Genomic DNA, 18,347 nt, shown 5'->3' with positions numbered 1-18,347 from the left:
ATTAGGAGCTCACCATCCCCATAGATCTAACCTCCACCCCTGGAGCAACCTCATTATAAGAGATAACCGCAACCTGAGGTAACACCCCTTCTAGTATCTTTCTCAAATACGGTCTCACCGAAGGGTGACATATTAAAACAGGGTGATAACCTAAAGATGCAAGTTTCTCCACCTCGACCGCTATTTTCTCCACTATCCCCCTAACTCTCCTCGGATCCATTGTTAGACTAACGCCTGTTTCCGTCTTCTGTATAGATCCTCTTATCTGCTCCTCAAGCTCTGGGCTAAGCGTAACTACAGGAATAAAACCCTCTGAAGTCTGATACATCTTAGATATTTGCCGCGAGAGAGCTTGTCTAACATATTCTATCAAATAGTCGATATCTTTTATAAGTCTACCATAATCAGCAAGAGTTTCAAATATGGTTACAAGATCTCTAATGGGAACCCTCTCTCTCAAAAGCCCTTGTAAGACCTTTTGAATATCTCCTAAGCTCATAGCTCTATTTAACTCCTCTATTAGGGCTGGATGCTGTCCCTTTACAAGGTCTATTAAGTTTTGTACTTCCTGACGAGTTAAAAGCTCAGCGGCATGTCTTTTAATTATCTCAGTAAGATGAGTGGCTAAAACAGCAGGTGGATCAACCACAGTATAGCCAAGCCATTCAGCTCTTTCCCTTTGCTCAGGAGATATCCACAAAGCTGGCAAACCAAAGGCTGGTTCCTTCGTCTCTATCCCTTCTATCCTCTCTTTAGCCGTTCCAGGATTCATCGCTAAGTAGTAATCTACTATAAGCTCCCCTCTTCCCACCTCAACCCCTCTTATTTTTATTACATACTCATTGGGCTTAAGCTGCATATTATCTCTTATCCTTATGGGTGGAACGACAAGCCCAAGCTCAAGAGCTATTTGCCTTCTTATCATAGTTATCCTATCTAATAGATCCCCACCCTGCTTAGGATCAACCAGAGGAATAAGAGAATAACCGATCTCTATTTCCATAGGATCAACCTGGAGAAGGGAAAGCACGCTCTCTGGTTTTCTCACTTCTTCCTCCTCTTTTCTTTTCTCCTCTTCTATCTTTTTTATCTTTTCCATTCTAGCCGCCCTTCTCATTACATAAGCCATGCTACCAACTATAAGCGCAAGGACCCAAAAGGGAAGCGTAGGAAGCCCAGGAATAGCTCCAAAAAGAGCTAATATTGAAGCTCCTATTATTAAAGGACGAGGATGATAAGTTATCTGTCTTAAAAGCTCAACCCCAAGATCATGCTCAGCAGCAGCTCTGCTTACTATAACAGCAGTTGCAGTAGATATAACAAGAGCAGGTATTTGAGCCACAAGGCCATCACCAACGGTTAAAAGAGTATAAGTTTGAAGGGCCTCACCTAAGGGAAGCCCCCTCTGAAGAACACCTATTATAAGCCCTCCTATTATGTTTACCAACGTTATGAATACACCAGCTATAGCATCACCCTTAACAAACTTGCTTGCTCCATCCATGGCACCGTAAAAGTCGGCCTCCCTCTGTATCTCCTCCCTTCTTCTTCGTGCCTCCTTCTCATCTATCAAGCCTGCGTTTAAGTCCGCATCGATACTCATCTGTTTACCTGGCATAGCATCCAAGGTAAAGCGTGCCGCAACTTCCGCAACCCTCTCTGCACCACGAGTTATCACGATGAATTGAATAATGAAAAGGATGAGAAATATAACAGCACCAACTATATAGTTACCCCCAACAACAAACTGGCCAAAGGCTAATATGATTCTTCCCGCATAGCCTTGAAGGAGAATCCAGCGAGTCGTAGAAACGTTTAAACCTAATCTAAAAAGCGTAGTGAATAGCAAAAGCGACGGAAAAACAGAGAACTCAAGAGGACGCTTTATATAAAAGGTTGCAAGGAGAATCAATATAGCGAAGGTAATATTAAAGGCAAGTAAGAAGTCAAGCAAAGTGGTAGGAACAGGAATTATCATCAATATTACAGCCATAACTAAAGCTATAGCTACCAATACGTCGCTATGCTTTAACCAAGGATAGCTTGTAGTCCCCCTCGCCTCAGCCATATACCTTTAAGCAACCTCCTTCCCCAACCTGTAAACAAAGGCAAGAACTTCAGCAACAGCCTTGTATAGCTCTGGAGGAATTTCATCTCCCACATCAACAGTCTTATAGAGGGTCCAGGCCAAAGCCTTATCCTCAACGATGGGAATACCATGCTCTTCAGCTATCCTCTTTATCCTTTCAGCTATGAGCCTTTCCCCCTTAGCCACAACTATCGGAGCATTCATTATTTCTGGATCATAACGTAGGGCTACGGCAACCATAACAGGGTTTGTTATAACTACCTGAGCCTTTGGAACCTCTTGCATCATTCTTCTTCTCGCAAGCTCTCTCTGTTTTTCCCTTATCTTAGCCCTTACTCTCGGATCTCCTTCAACCTGCTTATACTCCTCTTTTATCTCGTATTTACTCATGCGAATGCTTCTTTCAAACTCCCACTTCTGATAAGTATAATCTATTATTGCTAATATTAAAAGAAGAGGCAACACCTTAAGCAATGTGAAAAATATAAGCTTGCTAATCATTATAAGATTGTTAGGAAACGGAACAAGTAAGGAGTCTAAATAAGCTGGGTAATCAGCTTTTATAAATCTATAAAGCAAATATCCAACCAAAATAGCCTTTACGCTCCCCTTAATCAGCTCCACTAAAGACCTCAAGGAGAAGATCCTACCTAATCCCACAACGGGATTTAACCTATTCAAGTTAAAGGCAAGAGGCTTAAAGGTTAGGTGAAACCCAACCTGAAATATATTAACAGCTATCGCCCCAACCAAAGAAAAAAGGAAAAAGGGAGAGATTATCTTCAAGAAAAACCTAAGTATCTCAGATTGACCCCTAATTGCATTATCTAAGTTAATACCGCTCAACCTAGTCAAGTGAAGGTTCGAGAATATATAACGCGTCATAGAAAAAATGTCCTCCCTTAAGAGCTCCTCAAACAAAAGAAGAGATAGCAGACCAACGCTTATTATGACAAAAGCATTAAGCTCTGCACTCCGAGCAACCTGCCCTTCCTCTCTTACTCTTCTTCTCCTTCGAGGAGTAGCAGGTTCGGTCTTTTCCTCTGCGAACAGTTGGAGATCAAATCTACCTGAGATAAAATAGCACCTTTTCAACTCCCTGGGAAAGCCCACTTAATATTCCCTCCATCACCACTTTCAACCCTGGCAATATAAACATTAAAGTTAAAAAGGCAATGGCTATCTTCAGTGGAAAGCCTATTATAAAGACATTAAGCTGAGGAATGGTTCTACCTATAATTCCTAAACCTATATCTATTATTAGAAGTATAGCCATAATAGGTAAAGCTATCTGAAGAGCTATCAAAAAGCTCCCGCTTAACACAGAAAAGAGCTCCTTAACCAGCGCTCCTTTAAAACTCATCGCTCCTATGGGAATTAGCCTAAAGCTGTTAAATAAAGCTAAAAGCAGACCATGATGGCAATCGGTGGCAAAAAACAGGAGAATGGCTAACAAATATTTAAGCTGACCGGTCAAGCTAACGCTTTCCATAGCCTCAGGATCTAATATAGAGATAATGCCGAAGCCCATCTGATATCCGTATATGGTCCCAGCAAGCTGAAAGGCAGAAAATATAAGAGAAACGTAAAAGCCCATAACAAGACCGATTAAAAACTCCCTTAAAGCATAAAAAACAAAGTCCCATGCAGAAACAGATGGAAAATTTAAAGAAAGCCCAACCGAATAAAAGTAAATCAAAGCAAGGAAAAAAGCTAATCCCAATCTCGCCATCATAGGAAATATCCTGCTATTAAAAACGGGAGCAAAGATCAAAAATGTTGTTATCCTAAGTAAGATAAGGAGAAAAGCATCAAAGCTTTTTAAAAGATTATCAATAAACATTTCACCTTATTATATCTGGAAAGGAGCTCCAAAGGGCTATCGTGAAATCCATAATCAAACGAAACATCCATGGACCAAAGTATATTATGCTAAAGAGAACAGCCACTATCTTCGGAATAAAGGTAATGGTTTGCTCTTGAATTGAAGTAGCAGTCTGAATAACGCTAACAATCACCCCAATTATTAGAGCAACTCCTAACATTGGAGCAGACACAAGTAAAGCGGTAAATAACGCTTTTCTAACTATCTCTATAGCTAAGGCATCCGTCAATTTAGCCTCCCTCCCTTACTTAAAGCTTGCAACAAGAGAACCCACCACAAGGTCCCAGCCATCAACAAGAACAAAAAGAAGTATCTTAAAGGGAAGCGATATCATCATAGGTGGAAGCATTATCATACCCATGGACATTAAAACGCTTGCTACAACCATATCAATTATGATGAAGGGAACGTATATTAAAACCCCCATTTCAAAAGATGTTTTAAGCTCACTTAACATAAAGGCAGGAATTAAAATGTGCGTAGGGACCTCATTTCTATTTTTGGGTCTCTCCATCTTAGCAAGCCTAACCATTAAGGCTATATCCTTCTCTCTAGTTTGCCTGAACATAAACTCCCTGAGAGGGATAACTGCTTTTTCTAGGGCCTGCTGAGCAGGGATTTCTCCCCTTAAATAGGGCTGAAGAGCATTAGCGTTAATATCGCTCCAAACAGGCATCATCACAAATAAAGTTAAAAAGAGAGCAAGCCCAACGAGGACCTGCGTTGGGGGAAGTTGCTGAGTAGCGAGGGCATTCCTTATGAAGGAGAGCACCACAATTATCCTGGTAAAAGATGTAACCATAAGAATTATAGCTGGAGCAAGAGATAGAACCGTTAAAATAAAGAGTATCTGCAAACTTAAGGCTACATCCTCAGGACCTCTTGCGGGCTCAAATCCTAAATTTATCCTTGGCACCGGAACAGGAGGGGGTTGTGCCCAAACTACTACCTCCAAGAGAAAAAAAAAGAAAAGGGTAAAAAAGATAAGTACCTTAAAGCTACTCTTTCTTGCCCAAAAACCTCTCAAGATGTTTCCTAAAAGAAGACTTAAGAACAACTTCCTCCCCTCCAACGGAAGAAACCTTTTCAAGCTCCGCTATCAAATTTATACCTCCATCACCCACCCCAAGCAAAAAATACTTATCACTTACCTTAACTAAGCATAAAAACCGCCGGTTATCTATGTAAACTCTATCAACGACCTTTATAAACTCACTCACGCTGCTTTTTAAAACATATCCCCTTATATACCAAGCAAACAAAAAAATTAAACCACCTACAATCACTAAAGCAACTAAAGACTTAACTGCAAGCTCCCCAAATGTGGGAAGCTTCAAAGGAGAGGTAACATCATCTAACGCAAAAGCAACTGAGGAAAAATGAAAAAACATCACCTACTTAACGCTTTCTTAACCGCTTCTATAACCCTGTCAGGTTGAAAGGGCTTAACAACGAAATCCAAAGCACCTGCTTGAATAGCCTCTATAACCATCGCCTGTTGCCCCATAGCGCTAACCATAACTATCCTTGCATGAGGATCAAATTTTCTTATCTCCCTAACCGCAGTTATTCCATCCATCTCTGGCATGGTTATATCCATTGTAACTAAATCAGGTTTTATTTCCCTATATCTCTCAACAGCCTGCACTCCGTTCTCTGCCTCACCCGCAACCTCATAACCGTTCTTAGTTAATATATCCCTTAACATCATCCTCATAAAAGCCGCATCATCCACTATCAAAACGCGAGCACCCATACACTTCATCCTCTCCCTTCCTAAGGATTCTAATCAAGCTATGTTAGCTTTTCTAACCTCTCTCTAGGAGAGATTATATCTGTTATCCTAACACCAAAGTTTTCATCTATCACAACAACTTCTCCACGAGCCACGGGCTTACCATTTACAAGCACTTCAACCGGCTCACCGGCTAACTTGTCAAGCTCTATTATAGATCCAGGTCCCAAGTTCAATATATCCCTTATATACATCTCAGTTTTACCAAGCTCCACAGTAACCTTAAGCGGAATATCAAGAATCAGATCTATATTCTTAGGTGGGACAGCTGTAGGAGCCTGAGCCTGAAGCGGAGCAAACTGAACCGGTTTGGCCTCTACAGGTGGAGCCTTCGGTTTTGCAGGTGCTTCAGGAATAACAGAAGGTGGCTTCTGAGCCTCCACACGTCCCTTAGCAGGCTGAGGCTGGGGACGAGAAACCGGTTCTTCCACACTTTCACCAGCAGCGGAAAGAAGCCTGGAAACCATATCTTTAGCCATCGAAACCGGGAAAAGCTGAACCATCTCATCCTCAACAATATCGCCAACCTTAAAATTATAGGACACATAAACTACAGCATCATCATTACTCAATCCAGATATGAGAGCGGGTTTGCTATCGAAATTAACCTTCTCTGAAGTCGGAGGAAGTATAACATATTTACCCCCTAAAAGAGTAGAGAGCGTGGTTGTCATAGATCCCATCATCTGACTTAAAGCCTCATTAACAGCGCTCTGATAAAGCTCGTTCATCTCGCCAGGCAAGCTTGAACCATCCCCACCCATCATAAAATCCGCTATATACAAAGCTCCCTTCTCACCTAATATAATTGCAGATTCTCCCATCAAACCCTCAGTAAAATTAACCTTAAGAAGCAAATAACTACCCCTCTTAAGATCATATATATCCCTAATCTTAAGTCCTTTAATATCCTTAACTGAGATTTCGACAGGTCTACCGACAAGCATAGATAAGACGGTAGAAGCAGACCCCATGATGATATTACCCATCTCCCTGAGAGCATCTATCTCTTCAGGGCTTAGAACGGAGACCCCCGCTTCCTTTTTCTTACCTGCCTGAGCCCTCAAAAGGGCATCTATTTCCTCTTGAGTAAGAAGACCCTCATTCATCTAAAACTCCTCCTCTTCCTTAACAAAGCCCTCTATTCTAACAGCAAGCTTTTTCCCAACCGTTCCAACCCTTCCCTTAAACTTCTCCTTTTCTCCAACCTTCAAGGTTACAAGGGAATCCACCCTTTCATCCAAAAGTATAACATCTCCTATTTCCAAATCAAGTAGCTCTTTAACGGTTATTGAAGAGCTACCTAACTCAACTTTAATAGGAATCTTTACCCTCTCCAACCTTCTTTTAAGGTTTTCAACCATCTCAGGAGGGGTCTCTTTTCTTATAGCAGAAAACCAGTACTGAGCACTCAGTTTAGAAACTATCGACTCAAGCGTGAAATAAGGAAAACATATGTTCATCATGCCTTCCACGTCGCCAATTTTCGTATCTATAGTTACAACTGCCGTCATGTCATTGGGAGGAGCTATCTGAACAAACTGAGGATTATTTTCAAGCCCTTCAAACCTAAGCTTAAGCTCAACCACATGTCCCCATGCCTCTTGGAGAGCGAAAAGAAAATCATCTATAAGCCTTTTAACAACAGTTATTTCTATATCTGTAAGCTCCCTCGGTCTCTTTAAAGGTTCTCCCTTACCTCCAAGCAATCTATCTATAACTGCGAATATAAGCGAAGGATTTATCTCAAGTATTGACGTTCCCTCAAGCGGCTCAAGAGAAAAAAGAATTAAAACTGTAGGATTAAAGAGAGATCTTGTGAACTCCTCGTAAGTTACCTGATCAACGGAAACCACTCTCATCTGAACAACCGATCTTACCCTAGCTGATAGGTTAGTAGTTAAAAGTCGAGCAAAGCTTTCATGTATCATTTGAAGACCTCTTATCTGATCCTTAGAAAACTTATCAGGTCTTCTAAAATCGTATAGCTTTATCTTTCTCTTTTCCTCTTTTTTAATAGATTCGATATCTATGCTTCCTGAACTTAATGCCTCAAGAAGCGCATCTATTTCATCCTGTGATAAAACATCAGGCATCTAACCACCACCTTACTGAACCACAAACTCGGTAAAGTAAACCCTCAGTATCTTAGCCTTATCAGGCGGTACGATCTTGTTTAAGTTAGTCCTTATCTCTGACGCTAAGGAAAGTAAACCGGCTGATGTAGATAGATCAGATGCTTTCTTATCCCTAACCGTTATTATTATAGTATCTCTAAGCCTAACATTCCAGTCGCTCTTAGATAGCTCCGCAACCGCCTTAGAGCTATTAACTTCCAAGGAGATCTTAAACCTAGCATAGCGGACCTCATCCTTGTCAGCAAGATTAATGGTAAACTCCCCCAGATCCATTATAGGACCGCTTTCCACAACTCGAGTTTCCCTTCCGGCATTTAACTTGCTCATTATAAGCCTTTGAGCGACAAAAAAGGAAACCCCAGCTGATATAATAACTGCAAGAAATACTATCACAATCGTTTTTATATCTATCGGCAATTTCAAGTTAAACTTCAAAACTCATACCCCCTCTAAAAAGGAACAAGGGTTTTCGTCGATAAAATTACTATATCTACCCTTCTATTAAGGGCTTTGTGCTCAGGAGTATCATTAGGTACTATCGGTTTATATTGTCCATACCCAGCTATAGAAACCCTACGAGGATCTATTCCTCCTCTATCTATTATAAATCTTCCAACAGAGGCAGCCCTAGCAGCAGAAAGCTCCCAGTTCGAAGGATAGATAGGAGTTTTAATAGGCGTATTATCCGTATGCCCTTCAACTCTAAGATCGTTTGAGATATTTGATAGTATCTTAGAAAGCTCAAGCAAAACGGGAACAGCATTGGGTTTTAAGGTCGCGCTTCCCGGATCAAAAAGTATACTTTCAGTTAAAGTTATTACAAGACCTTCCCTTGTAAATCTTAACTTTAATTCTCCTCCTAAATTCTCCCTTTCAACCAATCGTTCAACCTGTTTCATCACTTCCTTCAAATATGGCGTTTGCTGCCTTAACATACCCGCATCCATCCCTGTAAAGCCCATCCCTATTATCCTTTCTACATCAAAGGTCTTCCCACCTGTGAGAACCCCTAACGCTCCCTTAAAAGAAAATATCATTTTCTGAAACTGCATAACATCTATGGTTGAAAAGGAAAACAAAAAGACGAAAAAGGTTAGAAGAAGGGTAACCATATCACCATATGTTGTAAGCCATCCAGGCGCCTTAGCGCCCTCCTCCTTCTTCCTTCTTTCCTTTGCCATTTAATTACTAGGCGGCCTCCTCTTCAGCCTTCTTCTTAGAGCCTTCATATATTAATCTCATTGCAGGAGGCAAGTAAACCTTAAGCTTCTCTTCCACTATCCTCGGGTTCTCACCAGCCTGAATTGCCAAAACTCCCTCAACCACCATCTCACGAAGAAGAACCTCTTCTTCTGTCCTCACAGCAAGCTTTTTAGCTATAGGAAGAGCAAAAGCATTAGCAATTATGGAACCATAGAAAGTAGTTATAAGAGCGACAGCCATACCAGGACCTAAGGCATTAGGATCATCAAGGTGACCTAACATCTGAATAAGTCCTATTAACGTACCAAGCATCCCAAAAGCAGGAGCCATTTCACCCCACACTTCAAACATAGATCTGTTAGACTTATGTCTCTCTTCAAGGAAGGATATCTCCGCATCAAGTATATTTTTAACAAGCTCAGGATCGGTTCCGTCAACCACAAGTTGAATTCCTTTCTTTATAAAGGGATCCTCTAAAGCAGAAGCCTCATCCTCCAAGGCAAGCAACCCTTCCCTTCTTGCCCTTTCCGCAAACCTTATCATAAGGTTTAAAATATCTATCATATTCTGAGCCTTACTAAAAAAGGCGTTCCTTAAAAGCTGCGGTATAAGCCTTATTCTAGAAAGCGGACTACTTGCCACAGTAACAGATAAGCTCCCACCAAAGGTAATCAAGAAAGAAGGGACGTCTATAAACGCACCCACATCTCCTCCCAATATTATCGCTCCTATAACTAAAGCCCATGCCATAAATATACCTGCTGCAGTCGCTAAATCCATATAATATCACCATTCTGATAAAAATCTATTTTTTTCATTATACCACAAAAAGTCTACCCAAGGATCGCTTATACTCTATCACTTTCCTTATTACCTCATCTACTGGCTCCTTAACTATATATTTATGCTCATTTACTAAAGTGATAACAGTATCTGGCGTAGCTTCTATCGTCTCTATAAGATCAGCGTTTATTACAAACTCTTTCCCGTTAAGTCTAGTTAACTTTACCAATCCCTAAATCTACCTCCCCTTTTACCTCTTGAGGTTGACCAGATCCCTCAGGTTCTCATCTGCAGTGGTTATTACCCTAGTATTCGCTTGAAATCCCCTTTGAGCGACAATCATATTAACGAATTCCTCTGCGAGATCCACATTAGACATCTCAAGATAGCCTTGCAGGATGCTTCCAGCGCCACCCTCACCGGCAAATTTAAACTGAGCCTTACCAGAGTTATAGCTCTCAGTAAACAGAGTGTTGCCAACCTTATTTAAACCTGATGGGTTGTTAAAAACCGCTATAGCAAGCTTATACAGAGGTTGCGTTCGACCGTTACTGTAAATACCGCTAACCAGCCCTGATTGATCAACAGTAAAGCTCTTAAGTACTCCCATAGGATAACCATCGACATACTTAGCCGACATAGTAAAATCTGAAGCAAACTGAGTAACTCCTCCTATAGCGTTACCCTTACGAGCAAAATAAACCGTTATATTCTGTGGGAGAGATGCTCCACTAAATATGGAGGATGTTAAAGCGTTCTGCGGGATAGTTATAATGCCAGTAACATCATTCGTAGCATCAAGAAGACCGTTGCTACCGAAGGTCAAACTTGCAAGTTGCCCTGATGCAGCTACACCTATGCTTCCTGCTGGTGTCTTATAAGTTAAAACCCATCCTACAGACCATTGATTCTCACCAGTCTTAACTACGGAAATCTTAAGGTCATGCGTATTACCCAAAGAATCGTAAACCTGAGTCCACGTGCTATAAGAAGTCCCTATAGAAGCAGAAGCATTAAGATTACAAGCGAGATCTATCATCGTAGTCTCCTTACCGGGAAGTTTAGAGCCCACCTCCACTCTAATAGGAACTAAAGCTGTTGTATTTACGGTAGTAGTTCCATCAGCCGATATGCTTGCTACCCACCCTTGAAGCACAAACCCGGTTGAAGGATCGACAAAGGTGCCATTTGAATCCATGTTAAAGGCTCCCGCTCTCGTATAATAGTATCCTACCCCATCGCTAATAACGAAAAAGCCATCCCCCTGAATCATAAGGTCAGTGTTAACCCCGGTCATCTGTGGCGTCCCTTGCGTAAATACCGTGTCTATCGCTCCAAGCTGCATCCCCATACCCAGCTCCATCGGATTTATCCCTCCGATATTACCTGTTGGAGCCATAGGGCTTCTTAAAGTTTGATACAAAACATCCTTAAAGGTTACCCTGCTTCTCTTAAAACCTATAGTATTTACATTTGATATATTATTACCTATAACATCAAGATCAATTAAATGATTTTTCAGACCAGATATCCCAGAATATAAACTTCTTAACATATGGAAAACGCCTCCCTTTCTTAAAGAGGCGCTCCTTCGCCCAAGTTTACCATCCCTGTGATCAGCTTAAGATAAGATCTCTTCTATGCTATTTATAGGTATTTCGTATTTACCATTGTTTATAACCAGTACTATACCACCGCTTTTAGGTTTAATACCAGTAACCTTACCTTGAACCTTCTCACCTGTTTCAGAATCAGTAAACTTAACTGTCTTACCTATAAGATTAACGAACAATGAGTAAGAAAAGTTTACAAGGAAGGTTTCAAGATCCTTAGACATATTAGTAACCTGCTCAAGGGTACTAAACTGGGCCATCTGAGCAACAAATTCCTTATCATCCATAGGAGATAAAGGATCCTGATAGCGAAGCTGAGTTATAAGAAGCTTTAAAAAGGCGTTTTTATCAAGTTCTGAGTTACTTGACTTCAAATTACCACTTGTGCTTGAATAAAGATAGGTTGTTCCAATACCATTTGCGCTCCAAACCATTCTGAAATCACCCCCTTTAAGCCAAAATGTTAAGAAGGCCTTCCCTGGCAAGGACCTGAGAAGAAAAGCCCAGTTCTTCCTTATCCTCCTCTATTCCCAAAAGGGTCCCATGAGATTGACTGACTTCCCTCTTTTTCCCCTTACCCTCACTTCCCGATTCCCCAGAGAAGAAAAACACCTCAAAGGTATACCCCTGCTCCCTAAAGAGTGCCTGAAGCTGTTGAACGTTACTCTCAAAAAGAGTTTTAATTTCAGGCGATGGAAGCCAAAAGCGAGCGCTTATCCTATCATCCTGAACCTCCACGCTAAACCTAACTTTACCCAGCTCAGGAGGATGAAGCTCAATAAGAGCCTCTTTCTTTCCCTCTTTAAGATTAACCTCAAACTTCTTTAGAAAATCGGTAAAGGTGCTCTCGAGCTCGCCCTTAAGGCTTAAGGGATTCTCCCTCTCAGAAGCCAAGTCTCCCTCAAAAAGCTCACCGCTAAAACCCTCATGACCATTTCCACTCAGATCAGTATGGAAGCTACCTAAAACCTTTACGTCACTTTTCTCGAAGCCATCAGATGAAAAGCTCGAGTTTTCACCTTTTATTACCTTTAGCTCAGACCCTTCTTTGGAAAAGCCATCCCTAAAGCTAAAATGCGCTTCCTCAAGCTTCGCCATGGAAACCTCCTTAATTCTAGATGCGTTCTTACCGTCTTCAACACTTAAGGGAGATTCCTTTTTCTCAATTTCAAAGGTACTAGAAGCATAATTTACAGCAACCCTGGGTCTCTCCCTTAAATCATTTTTATTAAGAGAAGGGTCATAGCTGCCTTCCTGAAGCTTTACCTGTTGCTTTAGATCAGGAGAGGGTTTGGTATTTTTCAATCCCTTAACGAGTTCCTCACCTTTCGAGAAAAGGAAATTTTCGTTTTCGAAAACCTCTTTCTCTTTTAAGAAAAGAGCTTCCTTAGAAGTATTAATTTCTTTTTCTAAGAAACGGCCAACCTTTACCGTTTCATTACTAAAATTTTGCCTTTCCCGGCTTTCTTCAAAGAGCTTAAGCTCAGGCTTGTTCTTAAAGAGGAGCTCGATGCCTAAGTTCTCCTCTTTCAGCTCTTGCTTTCCGTTTTCCCCATTTACATAGTGCTCGCTTTCACTTTCAGGAGCTGTCATTAAATCTTCATATGTTTTAGGGAGCTCAAACTTACCTTTAAATAAAAGGCTAAGCTTCGCATCTTCAAGTCTTATACTTCTTTCGGAAACTTTAGTATCATTTATAACATCAAATTCTGATGCTTGCTTTCTCTCCGAATCGATAATCTGAAGCTCGTTTAAAGGTCCATTAACCTTCAAGGGCTTAAATTTTAACCCATCAGCTTGCATTAAAAGTTCGATGCACTCCGAGCTACTTAAGGCGATCTCACCCTCGATAGGGCTCTTGAGCTTAGCCCTTTCCAGCTCCTTAAGGAAACTTTCCCTCTTAAAGTTACTATCCCTTATCTCTTTACGGCAGCCATCCCTGGTCCTAGAGCTTTCTCCCATCCTTAGAAGAAGCTTAAAGAGAGAAACTCCATTCTTCACCTTTTTTCCCTCCCCATTTTGGACATAAGCCTAGCCGCTTTGTTGGGATCTAAGGAAGCTAAAATTCTTGCTGCCCTCTCCTGATCAAGATTTTTCAATATTATCACTGCAAGGTCCTCATCAAGGCTGTTTATTATGGCTGCCGCTTCAGCCGGCCTCATCACAGCATAGTAGGAGGCCAACCTTTTAATATCCTCCTCAGATAGCTCTTTAGCCGAAAGCTCTCGAGATAGCCTCGCTGTAAGCTCAGCTACTCTCTTCCTTTCCTCCTCAAGCTTAGCTCTCTCCTCCTCTAATTTCTTCTTTTCAGCTTCAAGCTCAGCCTCCTTTCGAGAAAGCTCCCGCTTTAATCTTTCCTCAAGCTCTTTTAATCTCCTGGCCCAAAGCTCCAGTTCCATTCTCCTTCTTTCAAGAGGAGTAAAGCGCACCCTTAAATCCGAAGTAATCCTCTCCACATATTGACCCACATAAGGTATTTTCTTAGCATAAGGGTAAACGCTACTTAAATAAAGCCTTTTAACATCAACAACCCTCGCAAAGTGAAGCCCTATTAAGGTTCCCATTAAAGCAAAAAGAAGGATGAAAAAGAGAAACACAAAGCGTCTCATTTTTTGAGCTTTATCCCTTTATAGATAGAAAGCACTTTCTTCACATAATCCTGAGTTTCCTTATAAGGAGGAATACCACCATATTTATCCACAGCGGCCGGTCCAGCATTATAAGCAGCTAAGGTTAATTCAAGGTCCCCATTATATTTTTCGGATAGGTAACGTAGATACTTTACTCCGCCCATTATGTTCTCTTCCACGTCAAAAGGATCTGAAACGCCCATCTCTCTTGCAGTATCAGGCATCAATTGCATCAAACCCATCGCTCCTTTAGGAGAAACAAGCCTCGGATTAAAGTTAGATTCAACGCTTATCACCGCCATTACAAGATCTGGATCGATATCATATATCCCAGAAGCCCTATTAACTATACGCTCAATTGAGGAGCTCATTTTGAGGGGAACTTCCTCTTTCCTTTCGATTCTGCCTTTATCGAAATCCTCTACCTTTTCCATCTCTTTAAAATAAACCTCTCGAAAAGAGGGGGCTTTTTCCGCCTTCTTCACCTTTTGATGAAAGCGAGAAAGCTCACTAAAGTTACTCCTTATCTCTTCTATTCTTTTAATTACCTTCTTTAATCCATCAAGAGTCAATCCTTTCCCTCCTCAAGAAAAGGTTCTGTCCGATCTCGTCAAGAAATACCCTTTCCTTATAAGACTCTTCCTCAAGATAGATCTCAAAGGCCTTTTCCCTAAGCCTCTCAAACTTCTTTCTCTCCTTAGATGCTTCTATAAGTTCCTCGCGCTTTCTCTTTATCCTCTCCTCAAGATCGGCTATCTCCATATCCTTTTTAGCTATTAAGAAAGACAAGGAATTCATAAATTGAAGATAGAGCCTTATCTCCTCACCCACTAAGCCTTTCGCCTGTCTTTCAAGAAACTCAACCTTTAGAGAGTCAAGCTCCCAGGAGAGCTTTTCTTTTTCCTCAAGAAGCTCCAACTTTCTTAAATTAAGGATAGCGATCTCGTTTTTTAAGGAATCCTCTTTCTTCCTTTTAAGTTCCAATACCTTCTCAAACCTAAAATTAAATGCCATTTAAACCTCCGAAACTCTTTATCAACCACTCTTGGGCTTCCTTATATGTAGACTTTTCATTAATGCCCTGAGTTAAAAACCTTTTAATTTCATCAAACTTATCTAAAGCTTCGTCAACAACCTTATTGCTTCCTCGGACATAAGCCCCTATATTGACCAAGTCCTGAGCCTCTTCATAAGCGGCCATAAGCTCCCTTAACCTAGTTGCCGCTCTATAATGATCCTCAGGCACTACCTCTATCATAAGCCTACTTATACTTCTTAAGACATCTATAGCGGGATAATGGTTTTTAGAGGCGAGCTTGCGAGATAGAACTATATGACCATCGAGTATGCTTCTTACCGTATCCGCTATAGGCTCGTTCATATCATCTCCTTCGACAAGGATGGTGTAAAAAGCGGTTATCGAACCCTTATCAGAGTTACCGGCCCTCTCAAGCAGAGATGGTAAAAGCGAAAAAACAGAAGGAGTATACCCCCTCGTAGCAGGCGGTTCCCCTACCGTCAGTCCTATCTCCCTTTGTGCCATAGCAAAACGAGTCACAGAGTCCATCATCAGTATCACATCAAGGCCCTTGTCCCTAAAATACTCAGCTATAGCTGTAGCTGTAAAAGCAGCTTTAAGCCTTATCAAGGCCGGTTCATCTGAGGTAGCAACAACCACCACAGATCTCCTTAAGCCTTCCTCTCCCAGATCCCTTTCTATAAACTCCCTTACTTCTCTACCGCGCTCACCAACCAGACCTATTACACTCACAGATGCAGAGGTATTCCTAGCTATCATCCCAAGAAGAACGCTTTTACCTATACCGCTTCCCGCAAATATACCCATTCTTTGACCCTTCCCACAGGTTAAAAGCCCATCTATAACTCTAATCCCAACCGATATAGGCTCTCTTATTCTACTTCTACTTAAGGGAGAAGGCGGTTTTCTTCTTAAAGGGTATTCACACTCCCAGCCTATTGGCCCTTTTCCGTCAATTGGCTCACCAAAAGCGTTAAGAACCCTTCCTAAAAGGCCTTCCCCCACTCTCACCTTAAGGGTTTCTCCCCTTGCTATAACCTCACAGCCAGGAGATATATTTTCTATACCTTCTAGAGGCATAAGGAGAACCTTATCATCTCTAAAGCCAACCACCTCAGCCTTAACGGTCTTACCGTTTTTTAGTCGTATTTCGCATAACTCCCCAATAGAGGCCTCAGGCCCTCTCGACTCCGCCACGAGACCTATAACCCTAACCACCCTGCCATTAACCTTCATAGGTTCAAATTCCTCAAGCCTTTGTATATATCGACTAAGCAACTTCCCCGCCCCTGCCCTCCTTAAGAATTTTATCTATAAACCTTTCCACTTCCTCCATCTGTCTCTCTATCCTAGCATCCACCACACCAAATGGGCCCTCAACCATACAACCGCCTCTTCCAACTCTAGAATCCTCAACTATATCAAGTTCCCTCAACCCCTCTATGGATCTGAAAAGCTCCTCTCTCTTCTCAACCACCTTCGGAAGGTCCTCAGGACTGATTCTGATCACTATCTTGGATCTTTCCTCAAGCCTTTTAATAGCAGCCTTTACAACCCTTAGAACAAGCTCTTCATCGAACATAACCTCTCTTAAAAGTATTTTCCTTAAGACCACTTTCACTATCCCTATGATCTCCGGCTCCATCCCCTCAAGTATCTTTTCCTTAGACTTCCCTATCTCATCTATGATACCCCTTAAGAGGGACAAAAGACCATCGTACTCGGTTTTTCCAGCCTTCATCCCTTCAGCATAGCCCTGAGTAAACCCCTTATCGTAACCCTCTTTATAGCCCTTCTTATAAGCTTCCTCTTTAAGAGCTTCAGATTCCTTTCTAGCCTCTTCTAAAAGCTTTTGAGATAAGCGCTTTCCCTCTTCATCAGCCCTTTTCTTAATCTCATCGGCCTCTTTTTTAGCCCTGTCAACTAAGGTTTGGGCTTCCACCGAGAGCTTTTTAACCTTTTCCTCAAGAAGCCTTATCTCATCTTGAAGCTTTTCTTTCTCCAACAAAAGGTTTTCTTCCACATTTGAAGCTACTTCCTCTTCCTTATTCAGGGGAATCTTTCCCTCTTCGTTTACACTTCCATCGCTTTCCTCTACTTTTACCAGAAAGGGGGTATCCAAAAGCTTAACGTATTTTAATAAGCTACCCTTAAACAATTAGCTCTTCCTCCCCACCTCTTGCTATAACTATCTCTCCAGCCTCTTCAAGCTGCCTTATCACATTAACTATGCGCTGTTGAGCATCCTCCACATCCCTAACTCTGACAGGTCCCATATACTCCATGTCCTCTTTAAGCATTTGAGCAGCCCTCTTGGACATATTTTTAAAGAACTTCTCTCGAACCTCTTCGCTCGCCCCTTTAAGAGCTAATGCCAGGTCCTTCATATCGATCTCCCTTAAAACCCTCTGTAAGGCCCTATCATCAAGATGGATAACATCCTCGAAGACAAATAACCTTCTTTTAACCTCCTCAGCAAGCTCAGGATCTTGCTCCTCAAGAGCCTCGAGAATGTTTTTCTCCGTTCCCCTATCAGACCTATTAAGGATTTCAACCAATGCTTCGATACCACCTACCATGGTAAAGTCCTGGCTAACGAATGTGGAGAGCTTTCTTTCCAAAACCCTTTCAACCTCCCTTATTACATCAGGAGAAGTTCTATCCATCGTAGCTAAGCGACGAGCCACATCAACCTGAAGATCTGGAGGAAGACCGGAAAGAACAGAGGCAGCCTGCTCTGGCGGAAGATAGGCTAAAATTAAGGATATCGTTTGGGGATGCTCCCCTTGAATAACAGAAAGAAGTTGCAAGGGATCGGTTTTCCTCACGAACTCAAAGGGCCTAACCTGAAGCTGAGCAGTAAGCTTACTTAAAATTTCCCTTGCCTTTTCTGGGCCAAAGGCCTTCTCCAAAAGCTCCTTGGCATAGTTAACTCCGCCTTTCGCCATAAACTCTTGAGCAACCAAAAGATGCTGAAACTCGTGTATTACCTCATTCTTAATTTCAGTTGGTATAGTGGGAAGGTTAGCTATCTCCAGAGTGAGTTGCTCAACCTCTGCATCCTCAAGATGCTTAAATATCTGGGCTGATATCTCAGGCCCTAGTATAACCAACAATATAGCAGCTTTTTCTCTACCACTAAAACCCTCTTTTCTCTTTTTAGCCACAGAGG

Annotated in this window: 22 protein-coding genes; all 22 read right to left on the bottom strand. The window is 41.7% G+C overall.

Annotated elements, in window-relative coordinates; translation table 11 throughout:
- Position 1: 1 nt before the first annotated feature.
- Positions 2-2,068: a flagellar biosynthesis protein FlhA gene (gene flhA / locus NZ900_08970; protein ID MCS7234212.1), complete on the bottom strand. Its 2,067-nt coding sequence runs from the start codon at positions 2,066-2,068 to the stop codon at positions 2-4.
- A 6-nt stretch (positions 2,069-2,074) separates the two neighbouring features.
- The gene (gene flhB / locus NZ900_08965) at positions 2,075-3,202 is read right to left on the bottom strand and encodes a flagellar biosynthesis protein FlhB (GenBank protein ID MCS7234211.1); all 1,128 of its coding nucleotides are present in this window, start codon (positions 3,200-3,202) and stop codon (positions 2,075-2,077) included.
- Positions 3,156-3,932, bottom strand: coding sequence for a flagellar biosynthetic protein FliR (gene fliR / locus NZ900_08960; protein ID MCS7234210.1), 777 nt, complete (start codon positions 3,930-3,932; stop codon positions 3,156-3,158). Before fliR ends, flhB begins: the two co-directional genes overlap by 47 nt.
- Before the next feature lies 1 nt (position 3,933).
- Positions 3,934-4,203: a flagellar biosynthesis protein FliQ gene (gene fliQ, locus NZ900_08955; GenBank protein MCS7234209.1), complete on the bottom strand. Its 270-nt coding sequence runs from the start codon at positions 4,201-4,203 to the stop codon at positions 3,934-3,936.
- Positions 4,204-4,218: 15 nt separating this feature from the next.
- Positions 4,219-4,929, bottom strand: a complete 711-nt coding sequence (gene fliP, locus NZ900_08950) for a flagellar type III secretion system pore protein FliP (protein MCS7234208.1) — start codon at positions 4,927-4,929, stop codon at positions 4,219-4,221.
- Between the two features lie 43 nt (positions 4,930-4,972).
- On the bottom strand, positions 4,973-5,365 hold the full coding sequence (gene fliO / locus NZ900_08945) for a flagellar biosynthetic protein FliO (GenBank protein MCS7234207.1): 393 nt from the start codon (positions 5,363-5,365) through the stop codon (positions 4,973-4,975).
- Positions 5,365-5,730, bottom strand: a complete 366-nt coding sequence (locus NZ900_08940) for a response regulator (protein MCS7234206.1) — start codon at positions 5,728-5,730, stop codon at positions 5,365-5,367. Before NZ900_08940 ends, fliO begins: the two co-directional genes overlap by 1 nt.
- Before the next feature lie 38 nt (positions 5,731-5,768).
- The gene (fliY, locus tag NZ900_08935; GenBank protein MCS7234205.1) at positions 5,769-6,878 is read right to left on the bottom strand and encodes a flagellar motor switch phosphatase FliY; all 1,110 of its coding nucleotides are present in this window, start codon (positions 6,876-6,878) and stop codon (positions 5,769-5,771) included.
- Positions 6,879-7,865: a flagellar motor switch protein FliM gene (gene fliM, locus NZ900_08930; protein ID MCS7234204.1), complete on the bottom strand. Its 987-nt coding sequence runs from the start codon at positions 7,863-7,865 to the stop codon at positions 6,879-6,881.
- 12 nt (positions 7,866-7,877) lie between these two features.
- Positions 7,878-8,342, bottom strand: coding sequence for a flagellar basal body-associated FliL family protein (locus tag NZ900_08925; GenBank protein ID MCS7234203.1), 465 nt, complete (start codon positions 8,340-8,342; stop codon positions 7,878-7,880).
- Between the two features lie 14 nt (positions 8,343-8,356).
- A complete protein-coding gene (locus tag NZ900_08920) occupies positions 8,357-9,088 on the bottom strand; it encodes a flagellar motor protein MotB (protein MCS7234202.1) in 732 nt (243 codons plus the stop codon).
- Between the two features lie 7 nt (positions 9,089-9,095).
- Positions 9,096-9,890 (bottom strand): motility protein A, encoded by a 795-nt coding sequence (locus NZ900_08915; GenBank protein ID MCS7234201.1) that lies wholly within the window; start codon positions 9,888-9,890, stop codon positions 9,096-9,098.
- A 37-nt stretch (positions 9,891-9,927) separates the two neighbouring features.
- A complete protein-coding gene (locus NZ900_08910) occupies positions 9,928-10,122 on the bottom strand; it encodes a flagellar FlbD family protein (GenBank protein MCS7234200.1) in 195 nt (64 codons plus the stop codon).
- A 21-nt stretch (positions 10,123-10,143) separates the two neighbouring features.
- Positions 10,144-11,448 carry a flagellar hook protein FlgE gene (locus NZ900_08905; GenBank protein MCS7234199.1) on the bottom strand — a complete coding sequence of 435 codons (1,305 nt, stop codon included), beginning with the start codon at positions 11,446-11,448 and terminating at the stop codon, positions 10,144-10,146.
- 66 nt (positions 11,449-11,514) lie between these two features.
- Entirely contained in the window at positions 11,515-11,940 is a 426-nt protein-coding gene (gene flgD, locus NZ900_08900) for a flagellar hook assembly protein FlgD (GenBank protein ID MCS7234198.1), read from the bottom strand.
- A gap of 16 nt (positions 11,941-11,956) precedes the next feature.
- Positions 11,957-13,507: a flagellar hook-length control protein FliK gene (locus tag NZ900_08895; protein ID MCS7234197.1), complete on the bottom strand. Its 1,551-nt coding sequence runs from the start codon at positions 13,505-13,507 to the stop codon at positions 11,957-11,959.
- Positions 13,504-14,115, bottom strand: coding sequence for a hypothetical protein (locus NZ900_08890; GenBank protein ID MCS7234196.1), 612 nt, complete (start codon positions 14,113-14,115; stop codon positions 13,504-13,506). Before NZ900_08890 ends, NZ900_08895 begins: the two co-directional genes overlap by 4 nt.
- Complete coding sequence (locus NZ900_08885) at positions 14,112-14,708, bottom strand: lytic transglycosylase domain-containing protein (GenBank protein MCS7234195.1); 597 nt, start codon at positions 14,706-14,708, stop codon at positions 14,112-14,114. Before NZ900_08885 ends, NZ900_08890 begins: the two co-directional genes overlap by 4 nt.
- Entirely contained in the window at positions 14,698-15,150 is a 453-nt protein-coding gene (fliJ, locus tag NZ900_08880; GenBank protein ID MCS7234194.1) for a flagellar export protein FliJ, read from the bottom strand. The genes NZ900_08885 and fliJ overlap by 11 nt, the downstream gene beginning before the upstream one ends.
- A complete protein-coding gene (gene fliI, locus NZ900_08875) occupies positions 15,140-16,453 on the bottom strand; it encodes a flagellar protein export ATPase FliI (protein ID MCS7234193.1) in 1,314 nt (437 codons plus the stop codon). The genes fliJ and fliI overlap by 11 nt, the downstream gene beginning before the upstream one ends.
- On the bottom strand, positions 16,446-17,333 hold the full coding sequence (locus tag NZ900_08870; GenBank protein ID MCS7234192.1) for a FliH/SctL family protein: 888 nt from the start codon (positions 17,331-17,333) through the stop codon (positions 16,446-16,448). The genes fliI and NZ900_08870 overlap by 8 nt, the downstream gene beginning before the upstream one ends.
- Positions 17,326-18,342: a flagellar motor switch protein FliG gene (gene fliG, locus NZ900_08865; protein MCS7234191.1), complete on the bottom strand. Its 1,017-nt coding sequence runs from the start codon at positions 18,340-18,342 to the stop codon at positions 17,326-17,328. Before fliG ends, NZ900_08870 begins: the two co-directional genes overlap by 8 nt.
- Positions 18,343-18,347: the final 5 nt, after the last annotated feature.

This window comes from Synergistota bacterium (assembly GCA_025060595.1).
Lineage (GTDB): Bacteria > Synergistota > GBS-1 > GBS-1 > GBS-1 > 42-11.
The sequence above is the reverse complement of the archived record's forward strand: the minus strand, read 5'-3'. Positions and strand labels throughout refer to the sequence as shown.